Origin of the sequence: Cellulomonas sp. Root485, from assembly GCF_001426705.1 — a bacterium.
Lineage (GTDB): Bacteria > Actinomycetota > Actinomycetes > Actinomycetales > Cellulomonadaceae > Cellulomonas.
Genome location: NZ_LMFC01000004.1, coordinates 205055 through 230543 on the forward strand (window position 1 = coordinate 205055; position 25489 = coordinate 230543).

Sequence of the window (25489 nt, forward strand, 5' to 3'; positions counted from 1 at the left end):
ACGTCTGACACTAGGGTCGCGTCATGCACCGGATCATGCTCCGCGAGGTCATCATCGACGCTCCCGCGGCGGACATCGACACCGTCACCACGTTCTGGTCGGGCGCGCTGGCCGCGTCCCCGCACCCGATCCCCGGGGAGCCGTTCGTGGCCCTGCGGGGAGCCGCGTCACTGCCGCACGTGGCCACCCAGAGCATCGGGGGCGGCGACGGGCCGCGCTTCCACCTCGACATCGAGACCGACGACCTCGACGCCGAGATCGCGCGGCTGGAAGGGCTCGGCGCCACGGTCCGCACCCGCTACGACGACTACGCCGTCATGGCCGACCCCGTCGGGCTGCTCTTCTGCCTGCTGCCGCCCGTGTCGGAGGAGTTCGCGACCCGGTCGAGGACGGTCGGGTAGCGACCGTCAGTCGTAGAACGGCGGGAGGAGGTCGGCGGTGTCGTCGACGTTCTCGGTGCGGATGGTGCGGGCGGTGCTGTTGTTCGTGGTCTGCCGGCTGTCGGCCGTCAGGCGCCACCAGGGTGCGTTCACACCCACGATCCTTCCGGCGTCGGCGCGGGCCGACCAGGGACGTTCGACCCGAGCGACCCGCACCCTCGGTCGGGGGTGCGGGCCGCTCCCGGGTCGCTCATTCCCAGACGTACGCCGGCCGCAGCTCCGCGATGCTCCCCGGCCCGGCGAACTGCGCCGCGATCTCCTCCGCGCGATCGCGGGTGGCGCAGTCGATCAGGAAGAACCCGGCCAGGTGCTCCTGCGTCTCGGCGTACGGCCCCTCGCTGGCCAGCGAGTCGCCGCTGCGCCAGCGGTACACGGTGGCCGACGCCGGGTCCGCGAGGGCCTCCGCGGTGACCAGCTCGCCGTTCGCGGACAGCTCCCCGAGGAGCACGTCGAACTTCCGGTCGCCCTCCTCGTGCTCGGCGACGCTCAGCGCGCGGCCCTCGTCGGTGAACCGGGACGTCGGGTGCGCCCACGGCTTGGGGTTGGAGTGGATGAGGATCAGGTACTTCACGATGGACCTCCTGGATCGGGTGCTGTCGGGGGATGACGCGGAGGGTCGGCGATTCTCGACACGTCCTGGTCGAGTCCGTGGTGCAGGTCGCCGCACTCGACCTCGACGACACCGTGCGCGACCAGGTAGCCGCGCGCACCCCGGTCCCCGGTGAGCGTGCCGGACAGGGGACCGCAGTGGTCCGCGCCGATGAGGACCGGGTGCCCCGGTCGCCCGTCGTAGACCGCCTGCCGGAGCGTGTGCCGGTCCCACGTCGTCGTCAGGCGCGCGACGACGCTCACCGGGGTGCCGGGCAGGTCCACGAGCGTGACCACGACCGCATCGCCGGTCGCGTGCGCGAGGCCCGTGCGCAGCGACTCGCCGAGCCCGTCCGCCCACCGCGCTGCGACCACGGTCGTGACGCGGGTGTCGTCGGGTACGAGCGCGCGCGCCTCGTCGGCCGCCGCGCCCAGGACCACCACGACGCGCGTGCAGCCGCCGTCGAGCAGCAGCCGCACCGCGTCGGCGAGCCACGGCACGACCAGCGCCTTCGGGCCGCCGTGCCGCGCGCCCGCACCGGCCGCGAGCACGATGCCGCTGAGGCTTGCGTGAGTGGGAGGCACGTCCCGTACGGTGCCAGTGCGCGCGTGCGGAGCGCTACCGGGAGGCGGCCTTGATGATCGACGACGGACCTGAGACGCGGTCGCGGCTGGCGACCGCCCTGCACGTCCCGCGCTGGGTCGACGAGGTCGCGTCCGGCTGCCCGTACCCGTCCCTCGACGCGCTCGTCGGTGTTGCCGACCTCGCGGCCCGCACCCTGACGCCGGCGGAGGTCGACCAGGCGCTCGCCGCCCACCCCCGCATCGGCGAGAAGGCCAGCGGGCTGAGCAGCACCGAGCAGGCCGCGTCCGCCACCGACGACCCCGCGCTCATCGAGGCGATGGCCGTCGGCAACGAGACGTACGAGCAGCGGTTCGGTCGCATCTTCCTCATCCGCGCGGCCGGTCGCAGCCGCGTCGAGGTCCTCGCCGAGCTGCACCGCCGGCTCGGTCTGTCCGACGAGGAAGAAGCGGCCGAGGTCGCCGACCAGCTCCGCCAGATCGCGCTCCTGCGTCTCCCGACCCTGTTCGCGTCATGAGCCAGCTCACGACGCACGTCCTCGACACCACCCTCGGCCGGCCCGCCGCCGGGGTCCCGGTGGGGCTGGAAGCGTCCGTCGACGGGCAGTGGACCGAGCTGGCGACCGGGGTGACCGACGACGACGGCCGGGCGAGGTCGCTCGGCCCGGACGCCGTGCCGCCCGGGCGGTACCGGTTCGTGTTCGACACCGCCGCCTACTTCGCCGCGACCGGGCAGGTGGGGTTCCACCCGGAGGTCGTCGTGGTGTTCGACGTGGTCGACGACGGGCACTACCACGTGCCGTTGCTGCTCAGCCCGTTCGCGTACTCGACGTACCGGGGGAGCTGACGGCTCAGTACTCGACGCGCGTCGGCCGGGCGAGCCACGCGTCCATCGGCGCGGACGCCGTCGGGACCCGGTGCCCCAGCACGGGCATCGGCCAGGTGGCGCGGTCGGACTCGAACAGCTCGTAGAAGACGCTGTCGTCGAAACCGGCTCGGGCCGCGTCGGTGCGGTCGGCGGCGAACACGACGCGGTCCACCCGCGCCCACAGGCACGCGGCGAGGCACAGGGGGCACGGCTCGCACGACGTGTAGACCGTGGCACCGGCCAGCGAGAACGTGCCGATCGTCTGGCACGCCGCACGGATGGCCATGACCTCCGCGTGCGCGGTGGGGTCGTTGTCCCGCGTGACGCGGTTCTGGCCCGCGCCGATCACCACCCCGGCGCGCACCACGATCGCGCCGAACGGCCCCCCGCCGTCGGCCACGTTGGCCGTCGCGAGCGCGACGGCCTGCGACAGCCAGCTCTCGTCCTCGGGAGTCACGGCGCACCCACCGATCGCGTCCAGGCATCGCCCGCGTCCGGGGCGCCGTCCCGCACGACCACCGCCTCGATCAGCCCGTAGGGCCGGTCGGCGGCGAAGAAGACCTCACCGGGGTTCTCCAGCCCGAACGGGCTCAGGTCGGCGAGGAAGTGGTGCTTGTTCGGTGCTGCGAACCGGATCTCGACCACCTCGGGGACGGCGTCGAGGACAGCCTCGCCCATCTGCCACAGGGTCTGCTGCAGGGCCAGGGAGTGCCGGGTGGCGAACGTGGTGAGCATGACCTCGCGGACCCGGGCGTACGTGGTGTCGAAGTGCACGGGCGTTCCCGCGTAGCGCCACCGTGCGACGAGCGAGGTCGCGAGCACGCGGTCGGAGGTCTCCGGGAGCGTCGTGTACCCGTCGGTGAGGAAGCCGCGGAACTCCGAGCCGGTCGACTTCAGCACGGTCAGGTCCCGGAGACCCGCGATCACGGTCGTCCCGTCGGCGTCGGCGGTCACCGAGGCCGTGCGGACCTCCTGCCCGCTGCGCACCCACGTGTGGTCGTGCTCGACACCGTCGACCAGGACGCGGACCCACGCGTACTCCTGGACCTCGACCAGGGCGCCGGTCACGGGGGCCACGTCGTCCACGAAGTGCCGGGCGAGCAGGGTCGCGAACGCCTCGGGGGAGGTCACGCCGTGCTCCTTGGCGTACGCGAACGCCATGTTCTTCTGGGTGTCCGTGGGCAGCACGGCCGACTGGTCGCCGTCGAGATAGGCGGCCGCGAACTCCCCGCGGAGGGCCGTCGAGACGTTGAGGTCCCGGATCTCGTGGCGAGGCGTGTCCCGCACGATCCGGACCACCCGTGTCTCGGCCTTGCCGTACTGGTGGGCGTGCAGTCGGGCCGTCATGGCCGCAGTGTGCCTGGCTGATGTGACATGCGCGTTTCCTCCTGGACGATGGGCCGACGCTACTCGCGGCGCTCCGGTCGCGGTCTAGGCTCGACGGACCCTGTCAGCGTCCCGGGAGGTGACCGCCGTGCTCGAGATCGCGGGACGCCTGCTGGCCACGCTGAGCGCCGGCCACCGGGTCGCCGTCGCCACCGTCGTGTCGATGACGGGCAGCGCGCCCACCGTCGTGGGCACGTCGATGGCCGTGGACGACACCGGCGCCGCGCTCGGCAGCGTCGCCGGAGGGTGCGTCGAGGGAGCCCTGTACGACCTGTGCACCGCGGTGCTCGACGGCGCCGCGCCCGGCGTGCAGGAGTACGGCGTCACCGACGAGGACGCGTTCGCCGTCGGTCTGACCTGCGGCGGCGTGCTGCGCGTGCACGCGCGCGAGCTGGGCCCCGCCGACGTGCCCGTGCTCGCGGCGGCGGCCCGTGGCGAGGAGGCGGTGGCCGTGACGGCGCTCGACGGCCCGTTGCCGGACGAGGTCCCCACCCCGACGCGTTCCGGCCTCCTGCGCGTCCAGGGTCCCGACGGTGGCGTCGAGGTGTTCGTCGAGGTCGCGTCGGCCCCGCCCCGGATGGTCGTCTACGGCGCGCTCGAGTTCTCCTCCGCGCTGGCGGTCGTGGCGCGAGCGGTGGGCTACCGCGTGACGGTGTGCGACGCCCGGGCGGTGCTCGCCACCCCGCGCCGCCACCCGGGGGCCGACGAGGTCGTCGTCGACTGGCCCGTCCGGCACCTCGCGCAGCAGCGGCTGGGTGTCCGCGACGTCGTCTGCGTGATGGCGCACGACGACCGGTTCGACGCCGACCTGGTGCTCGCCGCCCTGCGGTCCGGCGCGGGGTACGTGGGCGCGATGGGGTCCCGACGCACGCAGGACCGCCGCATCGCGGAGCTGGTCGAGCGGGGCGTCACCGACGCCGAGCTGACCCGTCTGCACGCCCCGATCGGCCTCGACATCGGCGCGTCGACCCCCGGCGAGACCGCGGTGTCGGTGCTCGCAGAGGTCCTGGCTTCCCGCACGGGCGCGACGGGCCTCCCCCTGACGGACCTGGCAGGCCCGATCCACCGCCCAGCCCCCACACCCCACCCCTGACCCCACCGCAACGTCCGCACTCGTCACTGCTGGAGCGCGCACGAGTGCGGACGTCCCGTTCCTGGCTTCCGCAACGTCCGCACTCGTCACTGCTGGAGCGCGCAGGAGTGCGGACGTCCGCGTATTCGGTTGTCGGGGCGCGCGGATGTGCGGACGTCCCGGCGGGTCAGGGCTGCAGGAGGCGCCAGAGGCGGTCGGCGGACATGGGGAGCTCGTGCGGGCGGACGCCCACGGCGTCGCGGATGGCGTTGGCCAGGGCGGGGGCGACCGGGTTGTAGGGGGCCTCGCTCATCGACTTGGCGCCCAGGGGACCCAGGTCGTCGGCGGTCTGGGCGAAGAGGACCTCGGTGCGGGGCAGGTCGATCATCTGCGGCACGTGGTAGCTGCGGAACGACGCGGTGGTCACGCGGCCCTCGTCGTCGAGCCGCATCTCCTCGAACAGCGCAGAGCCGACGGCCTGACCGGTGCCGCCCTCGACCTGGCCGCGCAGCTGCTCGGGGTGCAGGACGGTGCCGGCGTCGACGGCCTGCACCGACCGCAGGACGGTGACCTCGCCGGTCGCGGGGTCGACGGCGACGCGGAACCCGTGCACGTTGAACGCCACCGAGCGCGGCGAGCCGTCGTGCGTGCCCTGACCGGTCAGGCCGGGCACGGCGCGCGCGATCTCGGTCAGCGGCACGCCGCTCGCCGACTCGGGCCCGAGGTCCTCGGCGTCCCAGGTGCGGGGTTCGTCGCTCGGGTGGTCGCGCAGGGCGGCGGCGGCCGACAGGATCTTGGTGCGCAGCTGGTGGGCGGCGCGGTGCAGGGCGAGGCCGGCGACGACGACACCCGCGGAGCCGAACGCGCCGGTGTCGTACCCGGTCACGTCGGTGTCGGACTGCCGGATCACGATGCGGTCGACGGTGGTGCCGAGCGCCTGGGCGACGAGCTGGCCGTGCACGGTGGTGGTGCCGTTGCCGAACTCGGTGGTACCGACGCTGATCTCGTACCGGCCGTCGTCGAGCAGGCGGACGGACGCCTCGGCGTAGTGCCCGCGCGGGGCGATGGTCGCGATCATGGCGACGGCCGTCCCGGAGCCGACGAGGGTGCCGGGAGGCGCCGGCAGGTCCGCCGAGCGGTCGGCCAGGGCCGCTTCCACGAGGTCGAGGCACTGGTCCATGCCGTACGAGTGCATGTCGAGGTCGCCCACCTCGTCGGGGTCGGCCACGAGCAGCCGGTCGCCGGGGACGACGACGTTGCGGCGGCGCACGTCGAACGCGGAGATCCCGACCGACCGCGCGAGGTCGTCCATCGCCGACTCGATGGCGAAGATGACCTGGCCGAGCCCGTACCCGCGGAAGGCCCCCGACGGGAGCGTGTGCGTGTAGACCGACTCGGCGTCGACCCTCTTGTTGGCGCACCGGTAGACCGCCACGGACTCGCTGACGCCGTGGAACATGACGCCCGGCCCGTGGTTGCCGTAGGCGCCGGTGTTGGTCAGGACGTCGATGCGCATCGCGGTCAGCACGCCGTCGGCGTCGGCGCCCAGCTCGACCTCGACGCGGACCGGGTGCCGGCTGGGCACGATGGTGAACTCGTCGGCCCGGGTCATCTCGTACTGCACCGCGCGGCCGGTGCGCAGGACGGCGAGCGCGACGACGTCCTCGGTGAGCAGCTCCTGCTTGCCGCCGAACCCGCCGCCCACCCGACCGGTGAGCACCCGCACGCGCGACGGGTCCAGCGCGAAGATGTGCGCGATCTCGTCGCGGACCAGGTACGGGACCTGGGTGCTGGTGCGCAGGACGAGGCGGCCGTCCTCGTCCAGCCAGCCGCGGGTCGCGTGCGTCTCCAGGGCCACGTGCGACACGCGGCTCGTGCGGTAGGTGCCCCCGACGCGGTGCGCCGAGGCGGCGAGGGCGTCGGCGACGGAGCCCATCTCGGCGTGCAGCTGCGCGACGACGTTGCGGCCCGGCTCGGAGATGCGCGCCTCGGGACCCTTGTCGCCGTGCACCAGCGGAGCGCCGGGCTTGCGGGCCTGCTCCGGGTCGAGGACCGCGGGCAGCACCTCGTACTCGACCTCGATCAGGCGGAGCGCACGCGACGCCTCGCGCAGCGACTCGGCGACGACGACCGCGACGCGCTGCCCGTGGAACCGCAGGACCGGGTCGAGCACGCGGGTGTCGTCGGGGTCGTCGAGGCGGCTCTCGTGGCGAGCGGTCGAGAACAGGGTGCCGGGGGAGTCCTCGTGGGTGAGGACGGTCAGCACGCCGGGGGCGGCCAGGGCGGCGGTGGTGTCGATCGACACGATCCTCGCGTGCGCGTGCGGGCTCCCCAGGATGGCGAGATGAGCCAGGTCGGTGGCGGGGACGTCGAGCGTGAACGGTTCGCGTCCGGTGACGATCCGGCGCGCCGCGGGGGAGCGCACGGAGCGTCCGGCGTCCTGGCCGGCCACGGGGTCGACCGTGTTGCGCCGACCGGCGACGGCGTCGCAGATCGACCGGTAGCCGGTGCAGCGGCACAGGTTGCCCTTGAGCAGGCGGGCGGTCTCGTCGTCGTCCGTCGTGAGGCCGAGACCCGCCACCGTGGTGACCATGCCGGCGGTGCAGAACCCGCACTGGAACGCGGCGGCGTCGACGAACGCCTGGCCTACCCGCGGGTCGAGCCCGGCGACCGTGGTGACGGCTCGCCCCGCCGCCCTGTAGGCGGGCACCAGGCAGGAGTGCGTCGGCCGGCCGTCGAGGAGCACCGTGCACGCCCCGCAGTCGCCGGAGTCGCAGCCCTTCTTCACCTCGACGTGCCCCTGCTCGCGCAGCAGCGTCCGCAGCACCTGCCCGGGGGCGGGCTCGGCGTCGACCGGCGTGCCGTTCACCTCGAACCTCATGCGAGCTCCTCCCGCACCTGCTCGGCGAGCCGCAACGTCATGGCCCGGCGCCAGTCCGGCGCGCCGTGCGGGTCGTCGTACCAGTCGTCGACCGCGTCGACCGCGGCGGACAGCTCGTCGGTCGTCGGCATGGTCGGGAACGCGAGGCGGTGGGGGTGGGTGACTCCGGCGGTGAGGGTCACGACGAGCCCACCGGCGTCGTCGCGACGGCCCACCACGATCGCCCCCGACCTCCCGTGCCGGGTCAGCGCGACGCGGCGGAACGCGACGGGCTGGGGGAGCACGTCGGCAGCCACCTCCACGGACCGCAGCACCTCGCCGGGGCGCAGCGCGGTGGTCCGCACGCCGGTGACCAGCGAGGCGACCGGCTCGCGGCGCTCACCACCGTCGGGGGTCCAGACGACGGCCGTCGCGTCCAGGGCGACGGCGAACGACGTGAGCGCCCCGGCCGGCAGTGCCACGCAGATGTTCCCGCCGACCGTCGCCCAGTCCCAGATCTTCTCCGAGGCCACCAGCGACCGCGCGCACTCCTGCACCAGGTGCTGGGACTGCCAGCCCGGGACCGGGGGGAGGTCCGCCAGCGACCGGATCGTGCAGGTGGCGGCCAGGGTCAGACCGGCAGACGTCTGCTCGATCGCGGGCCAGCCCAGCGTCGTGAGGTCGACGAGCTCGTCCAGACCCGGTTGCTGCTCGGAGAACAGCCACGTGCCGCCGGCCAACGGCGCGCTGCGGGGGCCGAGCGCGAGCTCGGTACGGTCGTGTGCCGCGCGGATGCGGTCCAGCGAGATGAGGTCCATGTCTGCCCGAGTGAACCGTACCCACGTGTCCGGCGTGTGACGACGAGCGGGTCGTCCTAGCGTCGGTCCATGACGACCCGCCACCTGCGCCAACCGACCCTCGACTGCGCCGAGCCGCGTGAGCTCGCCGAGTTCTACCGGCAGCTGCTCGGCTGGGTGTACGCGGACGGCCACGAGGAGCCCGACCCCGACGGCGACGACTTCCTTCTCCTGATCGACCCGGACCGTCCGGTGCGGCTCGCGTTCCAGCGCTCTGACGCGACGGTGGCGCCGTGGCGGGTGGGTGCGCGCGTGCACCTGGACCTCGACGTCGACGACCTGGACGTCGGGCACGAGGACGCCGTCCGCCTCGGTGCGCGTCCGCTCACGGGCACGCCCGAGGAGGAAGGGCACGGTGACGACCCGTTCCGGGTGTACGCGGACCCGTCGGGACACCCGTTCTGCCTGTGCCTGCCCGATCAGTGAGCCGGTGACCTGGGCTCGAACCCGATGAGCTCCTCGCGGCCGGCGTCGATCAGCAGGCACGTGCTCTCGGGCACCTCGCGCCAGGCGCCCTTGAGGTCGCCGAGCGGCTCCGAGACGATGATCCGCGTCTCGTCGGACAGGTCGTGCAGGACGGGGTTCTCGGGGTACTGCTCCTTGAGCACGGCGACGTCGGCGTTGTGGAACAGCGACCGGCTCTGCCCTTCCGTCGAGTACCGGAACGCCCACACGCGCTGGCCGTCGGTGGTGCACACGGTCATCTGCACGGGGAACGCGACACCGTGCGCGCGACCCACCTCCTCGACCAGCCCGACCGCGCGGGCGACGGCGGCGGGCGGGTCGTCCTGGAGCCCGAACGTCAGCGCGAGGTAGAAGAGCACCTCCGAGTCCGTCGACCCCTCGATGAACGGGAACAGGTCCGGGTCGACGGCCAGGACGAGGTCACGCTTCATCGCGGTGAACCCGGCGAGCAGACCGTTGTGCATCCACAGCCAGCGACCGTGCCGGAACGGGTGGCAGTTGGTCTGCTGCACGGCGGAGCCGGACGTGGCGCGGATGTGCGCGAGGACCGTGCCGGAGCGGACGTGCTCGGCCAGCTCGCGCAGGTTCCGGTCGCTCCAGGCCGGCTCGATGCTGCGGAACACCCCAGGGGTCGGGGACAGGTCGGTGTACCAGCCGACGCCCACCCCGTCGCCGTTGGTGGCTTCTGCCCCGAGCCGGCTGTGCAGGCTCTGCACCACGAGCGAGTTGGTCGGCTTGTAGAGCAGGTCGTCGATGAGGACGGGCGATCCGGTGTACGCGAGCCAACGACACACGACGGCCTCCTTCGGCACGGGGTCCGGTGGCCCGACCCCACCTGCCCACGCTACGACGCGTCGTCAGCCGGCGGGGGTCCACGGAGCATCGGGGCGCTGCTCGTCGTACGTCCCTCCGGCCCCGCAGCCGCCCACGTACTCGTCGGGCATCCGCGGGTACACCTCGGTCCAGTACCGCAGGGCGAGGTCCCGCGCCTCGGCCGGCGACGCCCCCAGCGCCTCCGCCATCGCTGCGTCCCGCTGCACGGCCGCGCACTCGGCGTGGGCCTCGTTGGTGAGCCCGACCATGTGCATCGTCTCGTGCGTGACCACGTGCACGGCGATGACCTGGTCCAGCGACGGGTTCACCTTGGTCGAGCCGAGCCACGCGCGCAGGTTGCCGCAGGGGCGGAACTTGATGAGGGTCGAGCGCTCGGGGACCCCGTCCGGCCCCCACGCGACGTAGCCGAGCTCGGGGCCGAGGTCGACGAACGCCTGCCCGAGGCTCTGGCAGCTGACCTGCACCGGGCCGCCCGCGATGTGGCTGGCCGCGCCCTCGAGCTGGTGCTCGACCCACGCCTCGACCGCCATCGGGACCGCGAAGCACAGCGCCAGGCCGAGCGAGAGGCCGACGCTGATCCTCGGGAAGGGCGCGATGCGGCCGAGCCAGTCGACGCGCCGGTTCAGCCATCGCGCGACGATGACGGCCGCGAGCACGAGGGACCCGATCAGGCCGAGGGTGAGGAGCACACCTCAGTCATCGGTCGTCGGCGCCCCGACCATGACGTGCGACGGGTCGAGAACCTCCAGGATGCGACCCATGATGCGGTCGAGGTCGGCGACGTCCGCCGTGGTCAGCGGGTCGATCACCGTCTCACGGACGGTTCCGACGTGGCCCGGTGCGGCGGCCACGACGGTGGTCCAGCCGGCCGGGGTGAGGACCGCGTTGGTGGCACGGCGGTCCTCCGCGCACGCCTCCCGGCGCACCAGCCCGCGCTTCTCCAACCGCGAGACGACGTGGGAGAGGCGTGCGAGGGTGGCGTTGGTGTGTGCGGCGAGGGAGGTCATCCGCAGGGTGCGGTCGGGCGCCTCGGAGAGCATCGCGAGCGTGAAGTACTCGAAGTGGCTCAGGCCGGAGTCGCGCTGGAGCTGGGACTCGAGCGTGCCGGGGAGCAGCTCGACGACCGCGATGAGCTTCTTCCAGGCGCTGAGCTGCTCGGCAGTGAGCCATCTCGTCTCCGTCATGGGCTCGACGGTACCAAATACTTGACGCTACAACTATTAGGCGTAGAGTACTTGTAGCAACAACCAATCGAGGAGGACGCAATGAGCACGGTGACGATCGTCGGAGCGGGCAACATGGGTGCGGCCATCGCGTGGCGCGTGATCGCGGGCGGGAACGACGCGCAGGTGCTCACCCGGACGCCGCTGAAGGTCGCCATCCCGGGCGCGAAGCACGGCACCGTCGGGGACCCGATCACCGGCGAGATCGTCGTCCTCGCCCTCCCGTACGCGGCCGTGCCCGAGGTGCTCGCGCAGTACGAGGGCCAGCTCGACGGCAAGGTCATCGTGGACATCACCAACCCGGTCGACTTCGCGACGTTCGACTCGCTCGTCGTCCCGACGGGCAGCTCCGCCGCCGCCGTCATCGCGGAGGCCGTGCCGGGCGCGTCCGTGCTCAAGGCGTTCAACACCACGTTCGCGGCGACGCTGACCACCGGCGAGGTGGGCAACGAGCGGACCACCGTCCTCGTCGCCGGCGACGACGCCGATGCCAAGGCAGCGCTGGCCGCGGTCGTCGACGCAGGCGGCCTGCGGGTCGTCGACGCGGGCTCGCTCAAGCGTGCCCACGAGCTCGAGGCCTTCGGGTTCCTCCAGCTCACCCTCGCCGCAGCCGAGCAGACGCCGTGGACCGGCGGGTTCGGGCTGACGGCATGAGCGAGATCCTCGACGGCCGCACCGACGTCGGCGCCGTCACCCTCAAGGTCGGCGACCTCGACGCGATGACCGACTACTACGCGCGCGGCATCGGCCTGAGCGTCCTCGGGCAGGAGGGCGACCGTGTCACCCTCGGCCGGCTGGGCGTCCCGGCCGTCGTGCTCGAGCACACGCCCCTGCTCAAGCACGCGCCGTCGTCGGCGGCCGGCCTCTTCCACACCGCGATCCTGTTCGGCGAGCAGAGCGACCTCGCGTCGTCCGTCTACTCCGTCGCCCGGCACTTCCCGTCGTCGTTCACCGGCAGCTCCGACCACCTCGTGTCCAAGGCCCTGTACTTCGACGACCCCGAGGGCAACGGCGTCGAGCTCTACTGGGACCGGCCGCGCGAGCAGTGGGGCTGGGAGAACGGCCGTGTCGCGATGGCCACCGAGTACCTCGACCCGAACGGCTTCCTGCGGGAGAACCTCGTCGACCCCGACACCCTCGACGGGGCCGCCACCGTCGGTCACGTCCACCTCAAGGTCGGCGACCTCACGACCGCCCACGAGTTCTACGTCGACACCGTCGGGTTCGAGGTCACCGCGGAGTACGGCACGCAGGCGCTGTTCGTCTCCGCCGGTGGGTACCACCACCACCTCGCGATGAACACGTGGCAGAGCCGCGGCGCACAGGGCCGGTGGCCCGCGCTCGGCCTGGGCGAGGTCACCATCGAGCTGCCGACGGACGACGAGCGCGGAGCCCTGGGCGCCCGGTTGGCGAGCCGCGGCATCGCGACCCGCGACGACGGCCGCGTGCTGGCGTTCGAGGACCCGTGGAACAACGAGATCCGGGTGGTCGTCGCCGGCTGAACCCCGGCCCTCCCGGTCAGCGCGGCGCAGCAGCACGCGTCAGTCCAGGATCGCGTCCGCCAGCTCCTCCCGGGACCGGATCCCGAGCTTCAGGTACACGTTGCGCCGGTGGTACTCGATCGTCTTCGGGCTGAGGAACAGTGCTGCGCCGGTCTCCCGGGTGGTCCGACCGCTCGCGAGCATGCGGGCGACCTGCAGCTCCTGCGGTGTGAGGTGGTCGAGCCCGGTGGTGCTGCGGCGCTGCGCGGTCTCGCCGGTCGCGCGCAGCTCGGCGGCGGCCTGGTCGGCCCAGGGCACGGCGCCGAGGCGCTCGAACGCGGCGAGAGCGGTCCGCAGGTGCGGCCGGGCGTCGACGCGGCGCTTGAGCCGGCGCAGGCGTGCGCCGTAGGCCAGCTCGGTGCGTGCGGCCTCGAAGTCGTCCGGGGTGTGCTGGTGGTAGGCGAGCGCGACGGAGAAGCACACGTCCACGTCCGGGTCGGGGCAGGTCAGGCCCGCGGCGCGGGCGGCCCGGGCCATCGACCACGGCTGGCCCTTGATCTCGGCGCGCTCGGTCAGGGTGCGGGCGAGGGCGCTCGCCTCGTCGAGGAGCCCCAGGTGCGCCATGGCCTCGACCATCTCCGCAGCGGGGGAGAGGTCGACGTCGACGAGGCCGAGCTCCGTCAGGACGGTGTCGAGCTCCCGGTACCGCTCCAGGGCGGCGTCCGTGCGGCCGAGGCCGAGCTCGAGCTCGGCGAGGGCCGTCATCGCCCAGGTCTGGAAGAAGCCGAGATGGTGCTCGCCGGCGAGGGCCAGAGCCTCCTCGGCGTGGGCACGACAGGCATCCGCGTCGCCCCGCCGCGCCTCGAGCCAGGACAGCCCGGCCAGGCACGCGGTCACGTCGGTGGCCTGGCCGGCCTCGCGGGCCAGCTGGATCGCCTCGGTGTACCCGGCGACGGCGTCGTCCCACCGGTCGGTGGTCGCCTGGTCGCGGGCCACGTAGAACAGCAGCATGGGCAGCCCGCCGATGTCGCTGCGGCGGCGGGAGTGGGCGACGACGGTGGGGATGACGTCCCGGCCCACCGCGCTCTCCCGCAGGTACAGCGGCACGACGACGAGCCACGGGGCGAGCTGCGGGTCGTCGAGGAACGGCTCGACCTCCGTGGACGCCGACCGCAGGAGGTCCGGCCCGCCCGCCCCGGCGAGGATGTCGGCCACGGAGGTCGCCATCGCACCGACCCATCGGGCGGCCGCCGTCCGCGGGTCGAGCCCGGCGATGAGGCGGGCGGCGGTCTCGGCCGTCCCGACGTCCCCGGCGAACTGGCTGGCCAGGATGGCTTCGGCCAGCAGCATGACCGCGGTGTCGGGGTCGTCGTCGGCGGCTCGTGTCCCCGCGGCGAGGAAGACGTCGCGCGCCCGTTCGACGGCCCCGGTCCGCGCGGCGACGGCACCGTCGAGGGCGGCTGCCCGCGTGGCCAGGGCCGGGGTCCGGGGGAGCGCGGAGGCCCGGTCGAGGAGGTCGCGGGCGCCGTCGGGGAGACCTGCGCGCCAGGCGCTCTCGGCCGCCGAGACGAGGCGCTGCGCGCGGTCGGCCGGGTCCGGGGTCAGTCGTGCCGCACGCTCGTAGCCCGCCGAGGCCACGGCCCACGCACCCCGAGCCCGTGCGCGGGTCGCGGCGTCGTCGAGCACGTCCGCCACGGACGCGTCCGGGGTGGCCGTCGCCTCCCCGAGGTGCCATGCGCGCCGGTCGACGTCGGCCGGCGGGACCGCCTGGGCCAGCGCGGCGTGGACAGCGCGGCGGGCGGCGGGTGGGGCCTCCGCGTAGATGCCGGAGCGGACCAGGTCGTGCCGGAACGTGATCCGGGTGGCGTCGACGGTGAGCAGCCCGTGGCGTGCGGCATCGTCGAGGTCGCCGACGGACACGCCGAGCAGCGCGCAGGCGCTCGCGACCGTCGCGAGGTCGCCACCTGCCGCCGCGGCGACGAGCAGCGCGGTCCGGGTGTCGGTCGAGAGCGCGTCGGCGCGGCGCGCGAACGTGCGGGCCAGCGACGCGGGGACGGGTACCGGCGCGCCGGGCGGCAGCGCGTCGAACCCCTCGTCGGTCAGCTCCAGCAGGGCGAGCGGGTTCCCGCCCGCGGCCGCGAGGAGCCGCGACCGCGCCTCGGCGGAGAGCCGGTAGCCCAGCCCGGCGGCGAGCGACTCCGCGTCGGCCTCCGCCAGGCCGCCCACCGCGAGCTCGGGGAGCCCCGCCGAGCGCACCACGGACGGTTCGTCGCGCGCCGCGAGCAGCACGACGACCGGGTCGGCGGTGAGGCGTCGGGCCGCGAAGCACAGCGCCTGTGCCGAGGGTGGGTCGAGCAGGTGGGCGTCGTCGACGATGACGGCGAGCGGCCGGTCCTCGGCGACGCGGCTGAGCAGGCTGAGGACCGCGGCGCCGACCGCGAACCGCTCGCCGCCGGAGCCCGGCAGCAGCGCGAGCGCGGAGCCCAGCGCCTCCGCCTGCGGCGCGGGGATGGCGTCGAGCTGGTCCAGCACCGGCCGCAGGAGCTGGAGCAGCCCACCGAACGGCACCTCCCGCTCGGCGTCGACCCCGGCCGCCCGCAGCACCCGCATGCCCGCGTCGCCGATCGCCGACGCAGCATCCTCGAGCAGCGCGCTCTTGCCGATCCCCGCCTCGCCGGACAGCAGCAGCGTGCCACTCTCGCCCACGCGCGCGGCGGCCACCAGCCTGCTGATGACCTGCCGTTCGCGCTCGCGACCAACCAGCACGGACCGAGTCTAGGGAGCACACCAGGGGGGTCCCCTGATGCGATCGGCGGCCGGTGACGGCCAGGGTGGGGAGCGACATGTCCGACACCTCTCCGAGGAGCATCACGACCATGACCCAGACCCTTCCTGAGCGCACCATCGACCCCGACAAGCTCATGTCCTTCGTGTTCCGCGCCGTCGACGAGGTCGGCGCGACCCTGAACACCGCGCTGGTCGTGATGGGCGACAAGCTGGGCTACTACACGGTGATGGCCGACGGCCGACCCGTGACCCCGGCGGAGCTCGCCGAGCGCACGAGCACGAGCGAGCACTACGCCCGCGAGTGGCTGAACAACCAGGCCGCGGGCGCCATCGTCGAGTACGACGCCGCGACGCGTCGGTACACGCTCCCCGCCGAGCACGCCGTCGCGCTCGCGGACCCGACGAGCCCGGCGTACCTGGCCGGCTTCTTCCAGCTGGCGCTGGGCACCGTGCACGACTCCGAGAGCATCCACCGGGCCGCGATCGACGGCGACGGCCTCGGCTGGCACGAGCACCACACCGACGTCCACCACGGCTGTGAGCGCTTCTTCCGCACGATGTACAACGGGCACCTGCTCAACGAGTGGATCCCCGCGCTCGACGGGGTCGCGGCGAAGCTCCAGGCGGGCGGCAAGGTCGCCGACGTCGGCTGCGGCCACGGTGCGTCGACCATCCTGCTGGCGAAGGCCTTCCCGAACGCCACGTTCGTCGGCTCGGACTATCACGAGGCCTCGATCGCGGTGGCCCGCGAGCGTGCGGCCGCCGCCGGGGTCTCCGACCGCGTGACGTTCGAGGTCTCCCCGGCGACCGGCTTCACCGGGACGGGGTACGACCTCATCGCCATGTTCGACTGCCTGCACGACATGGGCGACCCGGTGGGCGCGGCCCGGCACGTGCGCGAGGCGATCGCCCCGGACGGCACGTGGATGGTCGTCGAGCCGATGGCCGGCGACCGCGTCGAGGACAACCTCAACACCGTCGGCCGGGCGTACTACGGGTTCTCGACGCTGCTGTGCACGCCCGCGTCGCTGAGCCAGGACGTCGGTCTGGCGCTGGGCACGCAGGCGGGACCGGCGAAGATCCGTGACGTCTCCACCGCCGCCGGCTTCACGTCCTTCCGGACCGCGGCGTCGACCCCGTTCAACAACGTGTTCGAGGTGCGCCCGTGACTCGGGATCCCCTCCAGGCGGACACTGCTCGGGTGGGTATCCACCCGAGCAGGTCCGCGGATCCCGACGTCACGGGCGTCACGGTCCGGGACGGTGTCGAGCTGTCGTACGAGGTGTTCCACCAGGACCACCCCACGACGGTGGTCCTCGTGCCCACGTGGTCGATCGTCCCGTCGCGGTTCTGGAAGGCGCAGATCGGCTTCCTGGCCCGGCACTACCGGGTGATCACGTTCGACGGCCGGGGCAGCGGCCGGTCGGGCCGGCCGGAGGGTGCCGACGCGTACACGGACCGCCAGTACGCCGACGACATCCTGGCGGTGATGGACGCGACCGGGACCGACGAGGCCGTCCTGGTCACCGAGTCGTGCGGGGCGTCCTGGGCGGTGCACGTCGCGTCCGGGGACCCCGAGCGGGTGCTCGGGATCATGGCGATCGCTCCGTCGTGCGGTCTGGACGTCGCCACCCCGGGCCGTGACCACGTGCCGTGGGACGAACCGCTGGACTCTTCGGAGGGGTGGGCCAAGTACAACAAGCACTACTGGCTGGGTGGCGGCTACGACGACTTCACGGAGTTCTTCTTCCACAAGATGTTCTCCGAGCCGCACTCCACCAAGCAGATCGAGGACTGCGTCGGCTGGGCGCACGAGATCTCGCCGCAGACCCTCGCGGACACGACGGCGGGCCGGATCGGGTGCGACGGGGCGGTGTGCGAACCCGTGGCGCCGCTGGCCCGGCAGGTCACGTGCCCGGTCGTCGTGGTGCACGGCACGGAGGACCGCATCCGGCCGGCCGCGTTCGGCGAGCGGCTGGCCGAGCTGACGGGCGGGGAGCTGGTGCTGCTGGAGCACGCGGGGCACGGTCCGTCGGCCCGCGACCCGGTGAAGGTCAACCACCTCATCGCGCAGCTCGTCGACCGGTTCGTCCCGTCGGCGCCCCGCACGACGTGGGTGCGGGCGTTGCGGCGACCGCCCAAGGCGCTGTACCTCTCGTCGCCCATCGGGCTCGGGCACGCCCAGCGGGACGTCGCGATCGCCGCTGAGCTGCGTGCGCGCCGACCCGAGCTGCAGATCGACTGGCTCGCGCAGAACCCGGTCACCCGGGTGCTCTCGCAGCACGGCGAGCAGGTGCACCCCGCGTCGGCGTGGCTGCGCAACGAGTCGGGCCACATCGAGCACGAGGCCGGCGAGCACGACCTGCACGCGTTCCAGGCCATCCGCCGGATGGACGAGATCCTGGTCCACAACTTCATGGTGTTCGACGAGGTGGTGGCCGACGGCGGCTACGACCTGGTGATCGGCGACGAGGCGTGGGACGTCGACTACTTCCTGCACGAGAACCCCGAGCTCAAGCGGTTCTCGTTCGCGTGGATGACGGACTTCGTCGGCTGGCTGCCCATGCCCGACGGTGGCCCGCGCGAGGCGGCGCTCACGGCGGACTACAACGCGGAGATGATCGAGCAGCGCGCCCGGTTCCGGCGCGTGCGGGACCGGTCGGTGTTCGTGGGGGACCCGGACGACGTGGTCGAGGACGACTTCGGCCCCGGGCTGCCGAGCATCCGCACCTGGACCGAGGAGAACTTCGACTTCGCCGGGTACGTCACCGGGTTCGACCCCGCGCAGCTGGAGGGCACCGAGCAGCTGCGCGCGTCGCTGGGCGTCGGCCCCGGGGAGAAGCTCTGCCTGGTCACCGTCGGCGGGTCCGGCGTGGGGACGTCGCTGCTGCGGCGGGTCATGGACGTCGTGCCGCTGGTCCGCCAGCTCGCACCGGAGCTCCGGTTCGCGTTCGTGACCGGCCCGCGGATCGACCCGTCGTCGTTGCCCGCCTGGGAGGGGTCGACCGTCCTCGGGTACGTGCCCGACCTGTTCCGGCACCTGGCCGCGTGCGACGTCGCGGTGGTCCAGGGCGGCCTGACCACGACCATGGAGCTCACCGCACTGAACAAGCCGTTCGTGTACGTGCCGCTGCGTCACCACTTCGAGCAGAACCTGCACGTGCGCAAGCGGCTCGACCGGTACGAGGCGGGCCGGCACCTGGCCTACGAGGACGCCGTCGACCCGGACGCGCTCGCGGAGGCGATCGTCAAGGAGGCCAGCCGCGACGTGCGGTACCGGCCAGTGGCCACGGACGGCGCGGCGCGCGCGGCGGCGATGCTGGCGGACCTCGTCTAGAGATCGACCAGGGCGAGGTGCACCCGCACGGTGTCGCCGACGTCGAGCCCCTCCGCCTTGCGGACCGCCTTCTTCACCGGCAGGACGTACGTGTCGGTCGACGGGAAGATCGACGTCCGCCACACCGTCGCGCCGACGGTGACCTCGACGCGGACGGATCCGAAGCCCCGCGCGGAGTCGCCGACGAGGTCCAGCACCTCGTCGGCGACCTGCGTCGGCAGGCTGACGAACGTCCACGCGTCGGCCTTGCGGGCGTCCCACAGCCACAGCGGCGCCTCGAACTCGTACGTCATGACGCCCACTCGGCGCCGAGCAGGCTCGGACCCGTGTACTCGGTGACGTCTCCGGCGAAGCGCTCGGCGTCGTCCTGCGGTGCGTAGCCCAGTGCCCGCGCACCGGTGAGGTCCCACCAGGCTCGGGTGTTGGCCGACGTGCCGAACACGACGGTCGGGCCGTCGACCGGTCCGCGCAGGGCTGCGTCGATCAGCCGGACGGCGTCGCCGGGGCTCAGCCAGATGCCGAGGTCGAACGCGGACAGCGGCCGGTCGACGCAGCTGCCGATGCGCAACGACACCACCTCCAGCCCGTGCCGGTCCGCGTAGAGGCTGCCGAGCGCCTCGACGGCGGCCTTCGAGACACCGTAGAAGGTGTCCGGCCGGACGGGCCGGTCCGTCGGCGCGACGGTCCCGGTGGGGTAGAACCCGACGGCGTGGCACGAGCTGGCCAGCACGACCCGTCGGACCCCGGCGCGTCGGGCAGCCTCGAGAACCCGGTACGTGCCGTCGATGTTCGTCCGGCGCAGGGCATCCCACGTGTCCTCGTGCGCGATGCCGGCCAGGTGCACGACGGCGGCCGCGCCGGTCATCGCGTCCGTAAGGGCGTCGAGGGCGCCGTCGTCGCCGATGTCGATCGCGGTGTGCGGCTCGCCGGGGTCGACGGTGTCCACGAGGACGAGCTCCCAGCCGCGCGCCGGGAGGCCGCCGTCCACGCGCCGCAGGTACGTGCCGATGCGGCCCGCCGCACCGGTGACCACCACCGTGTCGCCCATCGATCCTCCCGGTCTCCGTCGCGCGGTCAGGGGGACGCCGACGTAGCGTCGATCGTCTCCGACAAGAGGATGGTGCCGCATGGATGTTGCCGGGCTGCTGATCGAGTCGTTCGGGCGGCTGGACGGGGTGCTGACCCGTGCGGTCGACGGGTTGAGCATCGACGAGCTGACGTTCCGGCCGGACCCTGCGGCGAACTCCATCGCCTGGCTGGCGTGGCACGCGGCGCGCGGCGAGGATGCGCAGGTCGCCGACGTGGCCGGCACCGAGGAGGTGTGGACCAGCCAGGGCTGGGCGGACCGGTTCGACCTGCCGTTCGACGACGCGGCGACGGGGTACGGCCACAGTGCGCACGATGTCGGCCGGGTGCGGGCGTCGTCGGACCTGCTGCTCGCGTACGCCCGGGCGGTCGCGGACCGCACGCAGGACTACCTCGCCGGGCTGACCGACGGTGACCTCGACCGGGTCGTCGACGAACGATGGGACCCGCCGGTGACCCTCGGCGTCCGGCTGGTCAGCATCGTCGGCGACAGCCTCCAGCACGCGGGCCAGGCGGCGTACGTGCGCGGCCTGCTGGAGCGGTCTACCCGAGCGTGAGCGCCGCCTCCGGCCGGTGCACGCCGCGCGGCCGGTAGCCGAGGGCCTCGGACTCGTCGAGCAGGTCGGCCGCGTACCAGAGCGTGGCCAGCCACATCTCCGTGCCCTGCAGGGTGGGGGCGCTGCCGGGCCGCGTGTCGAACGCGAAGCCGTGCCCCGGTACCCACCGGCCGACGATCCGCTGCGCGTGCGCCTGCGCCACCTGCTGGATCTCCGGCCACCGGTGGCGCCGGTCGTGCCGGGTCAGCCACGACAGCGGGTGGAGCACGTCGAGGGCGTCGCACGCGGTCTCGCGGCCGGGACCGAACGTGCGCGGGTCGGCGGCGTGGCGCAGGACGGCGTCGATGGTCGCCTCGGTGCCGGGCAGGTCGACGCCCAGCTGCGCGAACGTGCCGCGGACCGTCCGGTAGAAGCCGTTCACGGGGAGCCGCAGGCCGTCGACGTCCCTCGCGACACCCCAGAGGCCCGTCCCCGGGTCCCGGTGGACCAGGAGCCAGCCCAGCAGGGCGTCGACGACCCCGTCCGGCACGGGCCGCCCCGCCCGCAGCTCCCACGTGAGCGCGGTGCCCAGCGCGTCGGCGCGGTGGCCGGCCGACCACGCGTCGTGCGGGAAGTCGAGGTCCTCCAGCGCGCGGACCACGCCGGCGGGGTCGAGCTCCGCGACCGGGGTGATCGGTGCGCGCCAGGTGGAGCCGAGCAGGTCGAGTGCGTAGCCGACGCTGAGCAGGTGGTAGACGTCGGTGTCGTCCCCGAGCCCGGGGAGGGGGACGTCGGGTGTGCCGCCGGTCCAGCCGAGCTCGTGGACGAGGCCGTCCGCCGACTGCCGGCCGTGCAGCCGGGCCAGGTGCTCGTCGCGCGACCACGGTTCGGGCGGGGTCCCGAGCAGCAGGTCGGCGATCTCGATCGCGTCGCAGTGCGCGCGGACGGTGGGCGCGCCGCCGGGGGAGTCGGTCCACGCAGCACCGTCCCAGTGCCGCGCGAGCAGGTCAGGAGCGTCGGCGCGGGCCCGGTCGGCGAAGGACCGGAGGGTGTCGGGCGTCGTCGCGACGGTCCGGCGGTCACGGACGATCCGAGCAGGGTTGCCGACGACCACGGCCCACTCGGGCACGTCCCGGGTCACGACGGACCCCGCTCCGACGACCGCGTGCGAGCCGATGCGGACGCCGTCGAGCACGACGACGTGCGAGCCGATCCAGACGTCGTCGCCCACCGTGATCCCGAGCGAGGACATCGGCTGCCGGAAGATCGGCTCGGTGAGGTCCGCCATGCCGTGGTCGAACCCGAGCAGGCTGGTCTGGCCGCCGATCCGCACGGCGTCGCCCAGCCGGACCGTCCCGCGCACGACGGTGCTGACGTTGACGGTGCAGTCCGCGCCGATGACCAGGTCGCCCGACAGGTGCGCGTGGGCGGCCACCGTCGACCGGTCGCCCAGCGTGAGCGTGTCGGGGTGGACCGCGGCGAGCCGGGACACGACGCAGTCCCGCCCGATGGTGTGGCCGCGGGAACGCAGCTCGTCCTGGTACGCGGCCTGGTCGGCGCGGGTGGCCGGCGAAGCCAGCTCCCCGAACGACCAGGGCGCGTAGTCCTCGCGCAGCGCGATCTCGTGCTCGTCCACGGCACCGTCTCCCTCGTCGGAACCCGTGAATCCTTTCATGATCGCGCCCGCGTAGGCTTCCCGACCATGCGGTGTGCCTACTTCGACGCGGGGGTGTGCCGCTCCTGCACCTGGATGGGGCGACCGCACGGCGAGCAGGTCGCCGACAAGGAGCGGCACTGCGCCAACCTGCTGGGCGAGCGCGACGACCTGGTGTGGCTGCCTCCGGTCACCGGCCTGGAGTCGGGGTACCGCAACAAGGCGAAGATGGTGGTCGGCGGGACGGTGGACCACCCCACGCTCGGGATCCTCGACGCCGGCGGCCGGGGCGTCGACCTGCAGGGGTGCGGACTGTACCCCGCGTCGCTCGCGGCGTGCTTCCCGGTCCTCGCGGCATTCGTCACCCGCGCGACCCTCACGCCGTACGACGTCCCGGCGCGCACCGGCGAGCTGAAGAACCTGCTGGTCACGCAGTCCCCGGACGGCGAGCTCCTGCTCCGGTTCGTGCTCCGCTCGCAGGAGCCCGTCGCGCGGATCCGTAAGCACCTCCCGTGGCTGCTGGACGCCCTGCCGCAGCTGCGGGTGGTGTCGGTCAACCTCCTGCCCGACCACAAGGCGGTGCTCGAGGGCGACCGCGAGATCCTGCTGACGCCGACCGAGACCCTGCGGATGCGCGTCAACGGGATCGACCTGCACCTGCGGCCGCAGAGCTTCTTCCAGACGAACACCGAGGTCGCCGCCGCGCTGTACCGGCACGCGGCGTCGTGGGTGGAGGAGCTGGCGCCGAGCAGCGTGTGGGACCTGTACTGCGGGGTCGGCGGGTTCGCGCTGCACGTGGCCGCACCGGGCCGCGCGGTCGTGGGCATCGAGACGAGCGTCGAGGCGATCGCGAGCGCGACCCTGAGCGCCGCCGACCTGAGCGGCGTGCGGTTCGCGGCCGGTGACGCCACCGAGTTCGCCCTGGGCGCCCAGGCGCCCGACCTGGTGATCGTCAACCCGCCGCGGCGGGGGATCGGGGAGCAGCTCAGCCGCTGGCTGGAAGCGTCCGACGTGCGGCACGTCGTCTACTCCAGCTGCAACGCGGCCTCGCTCGCCCGCGACCTGGACGCCATGCCGTCCCTGCGCCCCCGGCGCGCGCAGGTGCTCGACATGTTCCCGCAGACGACCCACTACGAGGTGCTCACACTTCTGGAGCGCAGCAACCCTCTTGGACGGGCGTCCACAAGACGATAGGAAGAGGCATGAGCACCTCTCCCGTCCTCGTCATCGGCGCCGGCCCCGCCGGCCTCGCGGTCGCCGCCTCCTTGAAGAAGCGGGGCGTGCCCGTCCTCGTGCTCGAGCGTGCCGACGACGTGGGCGCCTCCTGGCGCAAGCACTACGAGCGGCTCCACCTGCACACCACGCGCCGCTGGTCGGGACTTCCCGGGTTCCCGATCCCGCACCGCTTCGGCCGCTGGGTCGCGCGCGCGGACGTCGTCAACTACCTCGAGATGTACGCCGTGCACCACCGGCTCGACGTGCGCACGGGCGTCCAGGTGAAGCGCGTCGCGCGAGCGGGGTACGGCGGCTGGGTGGTCGAGACCGAGACGGGGGAGTCGTTCACCGGGTCGACCGTCGTCGTCGCGACGGGGTACAACCACACGCCCGTGCCGCCGCAGTGGCCGGGCGTCGAGGAGTTCCCCGGAGAGCTGGTGCACGCGTCGGCGTACCGGAACGCCGAGCCGTACCGCGGCAAGGACGTGCTCGTCGTCGGCGCGGGCAACACCGGGTCGGAGATCGCCGTCGACCTCACCGAGGGCGGGGCGTCGCGCGTGCGGCTCGCCATCCGTACGGCGCCGCACATCGTCCGACGCTCGAACCTCGGCTGGCCCGCGCAGGGCACCGGCATCCTGGTGCGCCACCTGCCGGTACCCGTGGTGGACCGCATCGCGGCCGCCGTGGCCCGCGTCGAGGTGCCGGACCTCTCGTCGTACGGGCTGCCGCGACCCACCACCGGCCTGTACTCCCGCGTGCAGGAGGGCTCGGTCCCGCTGCAGGACGTCGGCCTGATCGCCGCGGTCCAGGCAGGGCTGGTCGAGCCGGTCGGGGCGGTGGAGTCGTTCGACGACGACGGTGCGGTGGTGCTCGCGGACGGCTCGCGGATCACACCGGACGTGATCATCGCGGCCACGGGGTACCGCCGCGGGCTGGAGCCGCTGGTGGGCGACCTCGACGTGCTCGACGAGCGGGGCCTGCCGCGCGTGCACGGACCGCGCACGTCCCACTCGGCGCCCGGCCTGTACTTCACCGGGTACACCAACCCGATCAGCGGCATGTTCCGCGAGCTGCGGATCGACGCGGAGCGGATCGCCCGGGCGATCAGTCGCGGCTGACCCGGCTCTCCCGCCAGGCCTTCCAGGCGCCCGTCGACCAGAGCGCCCAGACCACGAGCAGCGGCTGGAAGACCAGCCGGATGGCGCGCGCCCGGTCCGAGTCCAGCCCGAACGCGTCCGTGCGGGTGACCAGCTGCGAGATGTTGCCGGGGAAGATCGCGACGAAGAACGCGGCGACGACCCAGCCGACGGCCACCCGCTGCTTCGGCAGTGCCACGAGCGCGCCGCCGAGGGCCAGCTCGACGAGGCCCGACCCGACGACGACGGTGTCCGTGTCGACGGGGACCCAGGGCGGTACCTGCGCCGCGAACTCCTCTCGCGCGAAGGTGAGGTGGCTGGTGCCGGCGAGGAGCAGCACCGAGCCGAGGGCGATCCGGCCGATGGTCCGTGCGGGGGAGGTCATGCGGCCAGCGTCTCCCACGGGAGCCGTCACCGCACGACGCGGAAGGTCAGGTGCGTCGCCTCGTCGGTCGCGACGACCCCGGTCCGGACCAGCTCGGTGTGCTGGTCGCCGCCGACGTCGAGCAGTCGCGCGCCACGGTGCAGGAGCACGGGAACCAGGTTGAGGGTGACCTCGTCGACCACGCCCGCGCCGATGGCCTGCCGCACGGTCTCGGCGCCGCCCATGACCAGCACGTCCCGGTCCCCGGCGGCCGCCACGGCCTGGGCCACCGCGCTCGCGACGCCGTCCGTGACGAAGGTGAACGTCGCGCTCGTCATCGGGCGGGGCTCGTGCTCCCGGTGGGTCACGACGAACGTCGGCACCGGGAACGGGGTGTCGCCCCAGAGGCCCACGCCGATGTCGTAGGTCCTGCGCCCGACGACGACGGCCCCGGTGCGTGCGAACAGGTCCGCGGAGACCGCGGCGTCCTCGGCCCCCGGCGCCGCACCGTCCGCGTCGGGGAACAGCCACCGGTGCAGCCGCTCACCCCCGACGCCCATGGGGTCCTGCTCCGACACGTCCGGCCCGGAGCTGAACCCGTCGAGCGACACCGACGTACTGACGCGCACGATTCCCATGCCGCCCACGCTAGGACCGACCTCCGACATCTGTTGACGGTCCTCGATGCAGGGCGTACGTTGAAGGCGTTCCTTAATTA

At 73.4% G+C, this 25489-nt stretch carries 28 protein-coding genes; 12 read left to right on the forward strand and 16 right to left on the reverse strand.

What is annotated here, in order from left to right:
* Nucleotides 1-23: 23 nt before the first annotated feature.
* The gene (locus ASD16_RS18395; protein ID WP_055921123.1) at nucleotides 24-401 is read left to right on the forward strand and encodes a VOC family protein; all 378 of its coding nucleotides are present in this window, start codon (nucleotides 24-26) and stop codon (nucleotides 399-401) included.
* Between the two features lie 6 nt (nucleotides 402-407).
* Here ASD16_RS18395 and ASD16_RS22370 read toward each other — a convergent pair whose 3' ends face one another.
* The 3 genes from ASD16_RS22370 to ASD16_RS18405 form a co-directional block, all read right to left on the reverse strand.
* Nucleotides 408-533 (reverse strand): hypothetical protein, encoded by a 126-nt coding sequence (locus ASD16_RS22370; protein ID WP_255356375.1) that lies wholly within the window; start codon nucleotides 531-533, stop codon nucleotides 408-410.
* Nucleotides 534-630: 97 nt separating this feature from the next.
* Complete coding sequence (locus ASD16_RS18400) at nucleotides 631-1011, reverse strand: YciI family protein (RefSeq protein ID WP_055921127.1); 381 nt, start codon at nucleotides 1009-1011, stop codon at nucleotides 631-633.
* Nucleotides 1008-1613 carry an NTP transferase domain-containing protein gene (locus ASD16_RS18405; protein WP_055921130.1) on the reverse strand — a complete coding sequence of 202 codons (606 nt, stop codon included), beginning with the start codon at nucleotides 1611-1613 and terminating at the stop codon, nucleotides 1008-1010. Before ASD16_RS18405 ends, ASD16_RS18400 begins: the two co-directional genes overlap by 4 nt.
* A 53-nt stretch (nucleotides 1614-1666) precedes the next feature.
* Between ASD16_RS18405 and ASD16_RS18410 the strand changes: the two genes are divergently transcribed.
* Nucleotides 1667-2128, forward strand: coding sequence for a 2-oxo-4-hydroxy-4-carboxy-5-ureidoimidazoline decarboxylase (locus ASD16_RS18410; protein ID WP_055921133.1), 462 nt, complete (start codon nucleotides 1667-1669; stop codon nucleotides 2126-2128).
* Entirely contained in the window at nucleotides 2125-2457 is a 333-nt protein-coding gene (uraH, locus tag ASD16_RS18415) for a hydroxyisourate hydrolase (protein ID WP_055921137.1), read from the forward strand. Before ASD16_RS18410 ends, uraH begins: the two co-directional genes overlap by 4 nt.
* A gap of 4 nt (nucleotides 2458-2461) precedes the next feature.
* Here uraH and ASD16_RS18420 read toward each other — a convergent pair whose 3' ends face one another.
* Together ASD16_RS18420 and pucL are read right to left on the reverse strand one after the other, a co-directional pair.
* The gene (locus ASD16_RS18420) at nucleotides 2462-2935 is read right to left on the reverse strand and encodes a nucleoside deaminase (RefSeq protein WP_055921140.1); all 474 of its coding nucleotides are present in this window, start codon (nucleotides 2933-2935) and stop codon (nucleotides 2462-2464) included.
* Nucleotides 2932-3825 carry a factor-independent urate hydroxylase gene (gene pucL, locus ASD16_RS18425; protein ID WP_055921143.1) on the reverse strand — a complete coding sequence of 298 codons (894 nt, stop codon included), beginning with the start codon at nucleotides 3823-3825 and terminating at the stop codon, nucleotides 2932-2934. The genes ASD16_RS18420 and pucL overlap by 4 nt, the downstream gene beginning before the upstream one ends.
* A 118-nt stretch (nucleotides 3826-3943) precedes the next feature.
* Here pucL and ASD16_RS18430 point away from each other — a divergent pair, with 118 nt between their 5' ends.
* Complete coding sequence (locus ASD16_RS18430) at nucleotides 3944-4957, forward strand: XdhC family protein (protein WP_369817999.1); 1014 nt, start codon at nucleotides 3944-3946, stop codon at nucleotides 4955-4957.
* A 166-nt stretch (nucleotides 4958-5123) separates the two neighbouring features.
* Here the strand turns inward: ASD16_RS18430 and ASD16_RS18435 are convergent, their stop codons facing one another.
* Together ASD16_RS18435 and ASD16_RS18440 are read right to left on the reverse strand one after the other, a co-directional pair.
* Nucleotides 5124-7817, reverse strand: a complete 2694-nt coding sequence (locus ASD16_RS18435) for a molybdopterin cofactor-binding domain-containing protein (protein ID WP_055921146.1) — start codon at nucleotides 7815-7817, stop codon at nucleotides 5124-5126.
* Nucleotides 7814-8614, reverse strand: coding sequence for a xanthine dehydrogenase family protein subunit M (locus ASD16_RS18440; protein ID WP_055921149.1), 801 nt, complete (start codon nucleotides 8612-8614; stop codon nucleotides 7814-7816). Before ASD16_RS18440 ends, ASD16_RS18435 begins: the two co-directional genes overlap by 4 nt.
* Nucleotides 8615-8683: 69 nt before the next feature.
* Between ASD16_RS18440 and ASD16_RS18445 the strand changes: the two genes are divergently transcribed.
* Entirely contained in the window at nucleotides 8684-9079 is a 396-nt protein-coding gene (locus ASD16_RS18445) for a VOC family protein (RefSeq protein ID WP_055921152.1), read from the forward strand.
* Here the strand turns inward: ASD16_RS18445 and ASD16_RS18450 are convergent.
* The 3 genes from ASD16_RS18450 to ASD16_RS18460 all read right to left on the reverse strand — a co-directional run bounded on the left by ASD16_RS18450 (nucleotide 9073) and on the right by ASD16_RS18460 (nucleotide 11136).
* Nucleotides 9073-9912, reverse strand: a complete 840-nt coding sequence (locus tag ASD16_RS18450) for a class II glutamine amidotransferase (RefSeq protein WP_055921747.1) — start codon at nucleotides 9910-9912, stop codon at nucleotides 9073-9075. The two genes, ASD16_RS18445 and ASD16_RS18450, sit on opposite strands and share 7 nt — an antisense overlap.
* A gap of 63 nt (nucleotides 9913-9975) precedes the next feature.
* Entirely contained in the window at nucleotides 9976-10641 is a 666-nt protein-coding gene (locus ASD16_RS18455) for a hypothetical protein (protein ID WP_055921154.1), read from the reverse strand.
* 3 nt (nucleotides 10642-10644) lie between these two features.
* A complete protein-coding gene (locus ASD16_RS18460) occupies nucleotides 10645-11136 on the reverse strand; it encodes a MarR family winged helix-turn-helix transcriptional regulator (protein ID WP_055921157.1) in 492 nt (163 codons plus the stop codon).
* An 81-nt stretch (nucleotides 11137-11217) separates the two neighbouring features.
* Between ASD16_RS18460 and ASD16_RS18465 the strand changes: the two genes are divergently transcribed.
* Nucleotides 11218-11829 carry an NADPH-dependent F420 reductase gene (locus ASD16_RS18465; RefSeq protein ID WP_055921160.1) on the forward strand — a complete coding sequence of 204 codons (612 nt, stop codon included), beginning with the start codon at nucleotides 11218-11220 and terminating at the stop codon, nucleotides 11827-11829.
* Nucleotides 11826-12677: a VOC family protein gene (locus ASD16_RS18470; protein WP_055921163.1), complete on the forward strand. Its 852-nt coding sequence runs from the start codon at nucleotides 11826-11828 to the stop codon at nucleotides 12675-12677. Before ASD16_RS18465 ends, ASD16_RS18470 begins: the two co-directional genes overlap by 4 nt.
* Before the next feature lie 39 nt (nucleotides 12678-12716).
* On the opposite strand, the gene ASD16_RS18475 is transcribed toward ASD16_RS18470, so the two are convergent.
* Nucleotides 12717-15422: a helix-turn-helix transcriptional regulator gene (locus ASD16_RS18475; RefSeq protein ID WP_055921166.1), complete on the reverse strand. Its 2706-nt coding sequence runs from the start codon at nucleotides 15420-15422 to the stop codon at nucleotides 12717-12719.
* A gap of 110 nt (nucleotides 15423-15532) precedes the next feature.
* On the opposite strand from ASD16_RS18475, the gene ASD16_RS18480 reads away from it, so the two are divergent.
* Both ASD16_RS18480 and ASD16_RS18485 read left to right on the forward strand, forming a co-directional pair.
* Nucleotides 15533-16612, forward strand: coding sequence for a trans-aconitate 2-methyltransferase (locus ASD16_RS18480; RefSeq protein ID WP_055921169.1), 1080 nt, complete (start codon nucleotides 15533-15535; stop codon nucleotides 16610-16612).
* Nucleotides 16613-16644: 32 nt separating this feature from the next.
* On the forward strand, nucleotides 16645-18780 hold the full coding sequence (locus tag ASD16_RS18485; RefSeq protein WP_235523419.1) for an alpha/beta hydrolase: 2136 nt from the start codon (nucleotides 16645-16647) through the stop codon (nucleotides 18778-18780).
* Here the strand turns inward: ASD16_RS18485 and ASD16_RS18490 are convergent.
* Both ASD16_RS18490 and ASD16_RS18495 read right to left on the reverse strand, forming a co-directional pair.
* A complete protein-coding gene (locus tag ASD16_RS18490; protein WP_055921753.1) occupies nucleotides 18777-19073 on the reverse strand; it encodes a DUF1905 domain-containing protein in 297 nt (98 codons plus the stop codon). The two genes, ASD16_RS18485 and ASD16_RS18490, sit on opposite strands and share 4 nt — an antisense overlap.
* Complete coding sequence (locus ASD16_RS18495; RefSeq protein WP_055921172.1) at nucleotides 19070-19828, reverse strand: NAD(P)-dependent oxidoreductase; 759 nt, start codon at nucleotides 19826-19828, stop codon at nucleotides 19070-19072. Before ASD16_RS18495 ends, ASD16_RS18490 begins: the two co-directional genes overlap by 4 nt.
* Nucleotides 19829-19907: 79 nt before the next feature.
* On the opposite strand from ASD16_RS18495, the gene ASD16_RS18500 reads away from it, so the two are divergent.
* Nucleotides 19908-20423, forward strand: coding sequence for a DUF664 domain-containing protein (locus ASD16_RS18500; protein ID WP_055921175.1), 516 nt, complete (start codon nucleotides 19908-19910; stop codon nucleotides 20421-20423).
* On the opposite strand, the gene ASD16_RS18505 is transcribed toward ASD16_RS18500, so the two are convergent.
* Complete coding sequence (locus ASD16_RS18505; RefSeq protein ID WP_235523420.1) at nucleotides 20410-22038, reverse strand: DapH/DapD/GlmU-related protein; 1629 nt, start codon at nucleotides 22036-22038, stop codon at nucleotides 20410-20412. The two genes, ASD16_RS18500 and ASD16_RS18505, sit on opposite strands and share 14 nt — an antisense overlap.
* Before the next feature lie 66 nt (nucleotides 22039-22104).
* Between ASD16_RS18505 and rlmC the strand changes: the two genes are divergently transcribed.
* Both rlmC and ASD16_RS18515 read left to right on the forward strand, forming a co-directional pair.
* The gene (rlmC, locus tag ASD16_RS18510) at nucleotides 22105-23250 is read left to right on the forward strand and encodes a 23S rRNA (uracil(747)-C(5))-methyltransferase RlmC (protein WP_055921181.1); all 1146 of its coding nucleotides are present in this window, start codon (nucleotides 22105-22107) and stop codon (nucleotides 23248-23250) included.
* A gap of 8 nt (nucleotides 23251-23258) precedes the next feature.
* Complete coding sequence (locus ASD16_RS18515; RefSeq protein ID WP_055921184.1) at nucleotides 23259-24389, forward strand: NAD(P)/FAD-dependent oxidoreductase; 1131 nt, start codon at nucleotides 23259-23261, stop codon at nucleotides 24387-24389.
* On the opposite strand, the gene ASD16_RS18520 is transcribed toward ASD16_RS18515, so the two are convergent.
* Nucleotides 24376-24792, reverse strand: coding sequence for a hypothetical protein (locus tag ASD16_RS18520; protein ID WP_055921187.1), 417 nt, complete (start codon nucleotides 24790-24792; stop codon nucleotides 24376-24378). The two genes, ASD16_RS18515 and ASD16_RS18520, sit on opposite strands and share 14 nt — an antisense overlap.
* A gap of 26 nt (nucleotides 24793-24818) precedes the next feature.
* Complete coding sequence (locus tag ASD16_RS18525; protein WP_082571010.1) at nucleotides 24819-25409, reverse strand: dihydrofolate reductase family protein; 591 nt, start codon at nucleotides 25407-25409, stop codon at nucleotides 24819-24821.
* Nucleotides 25410-25489: the final 80 nt, after the last annotated feature.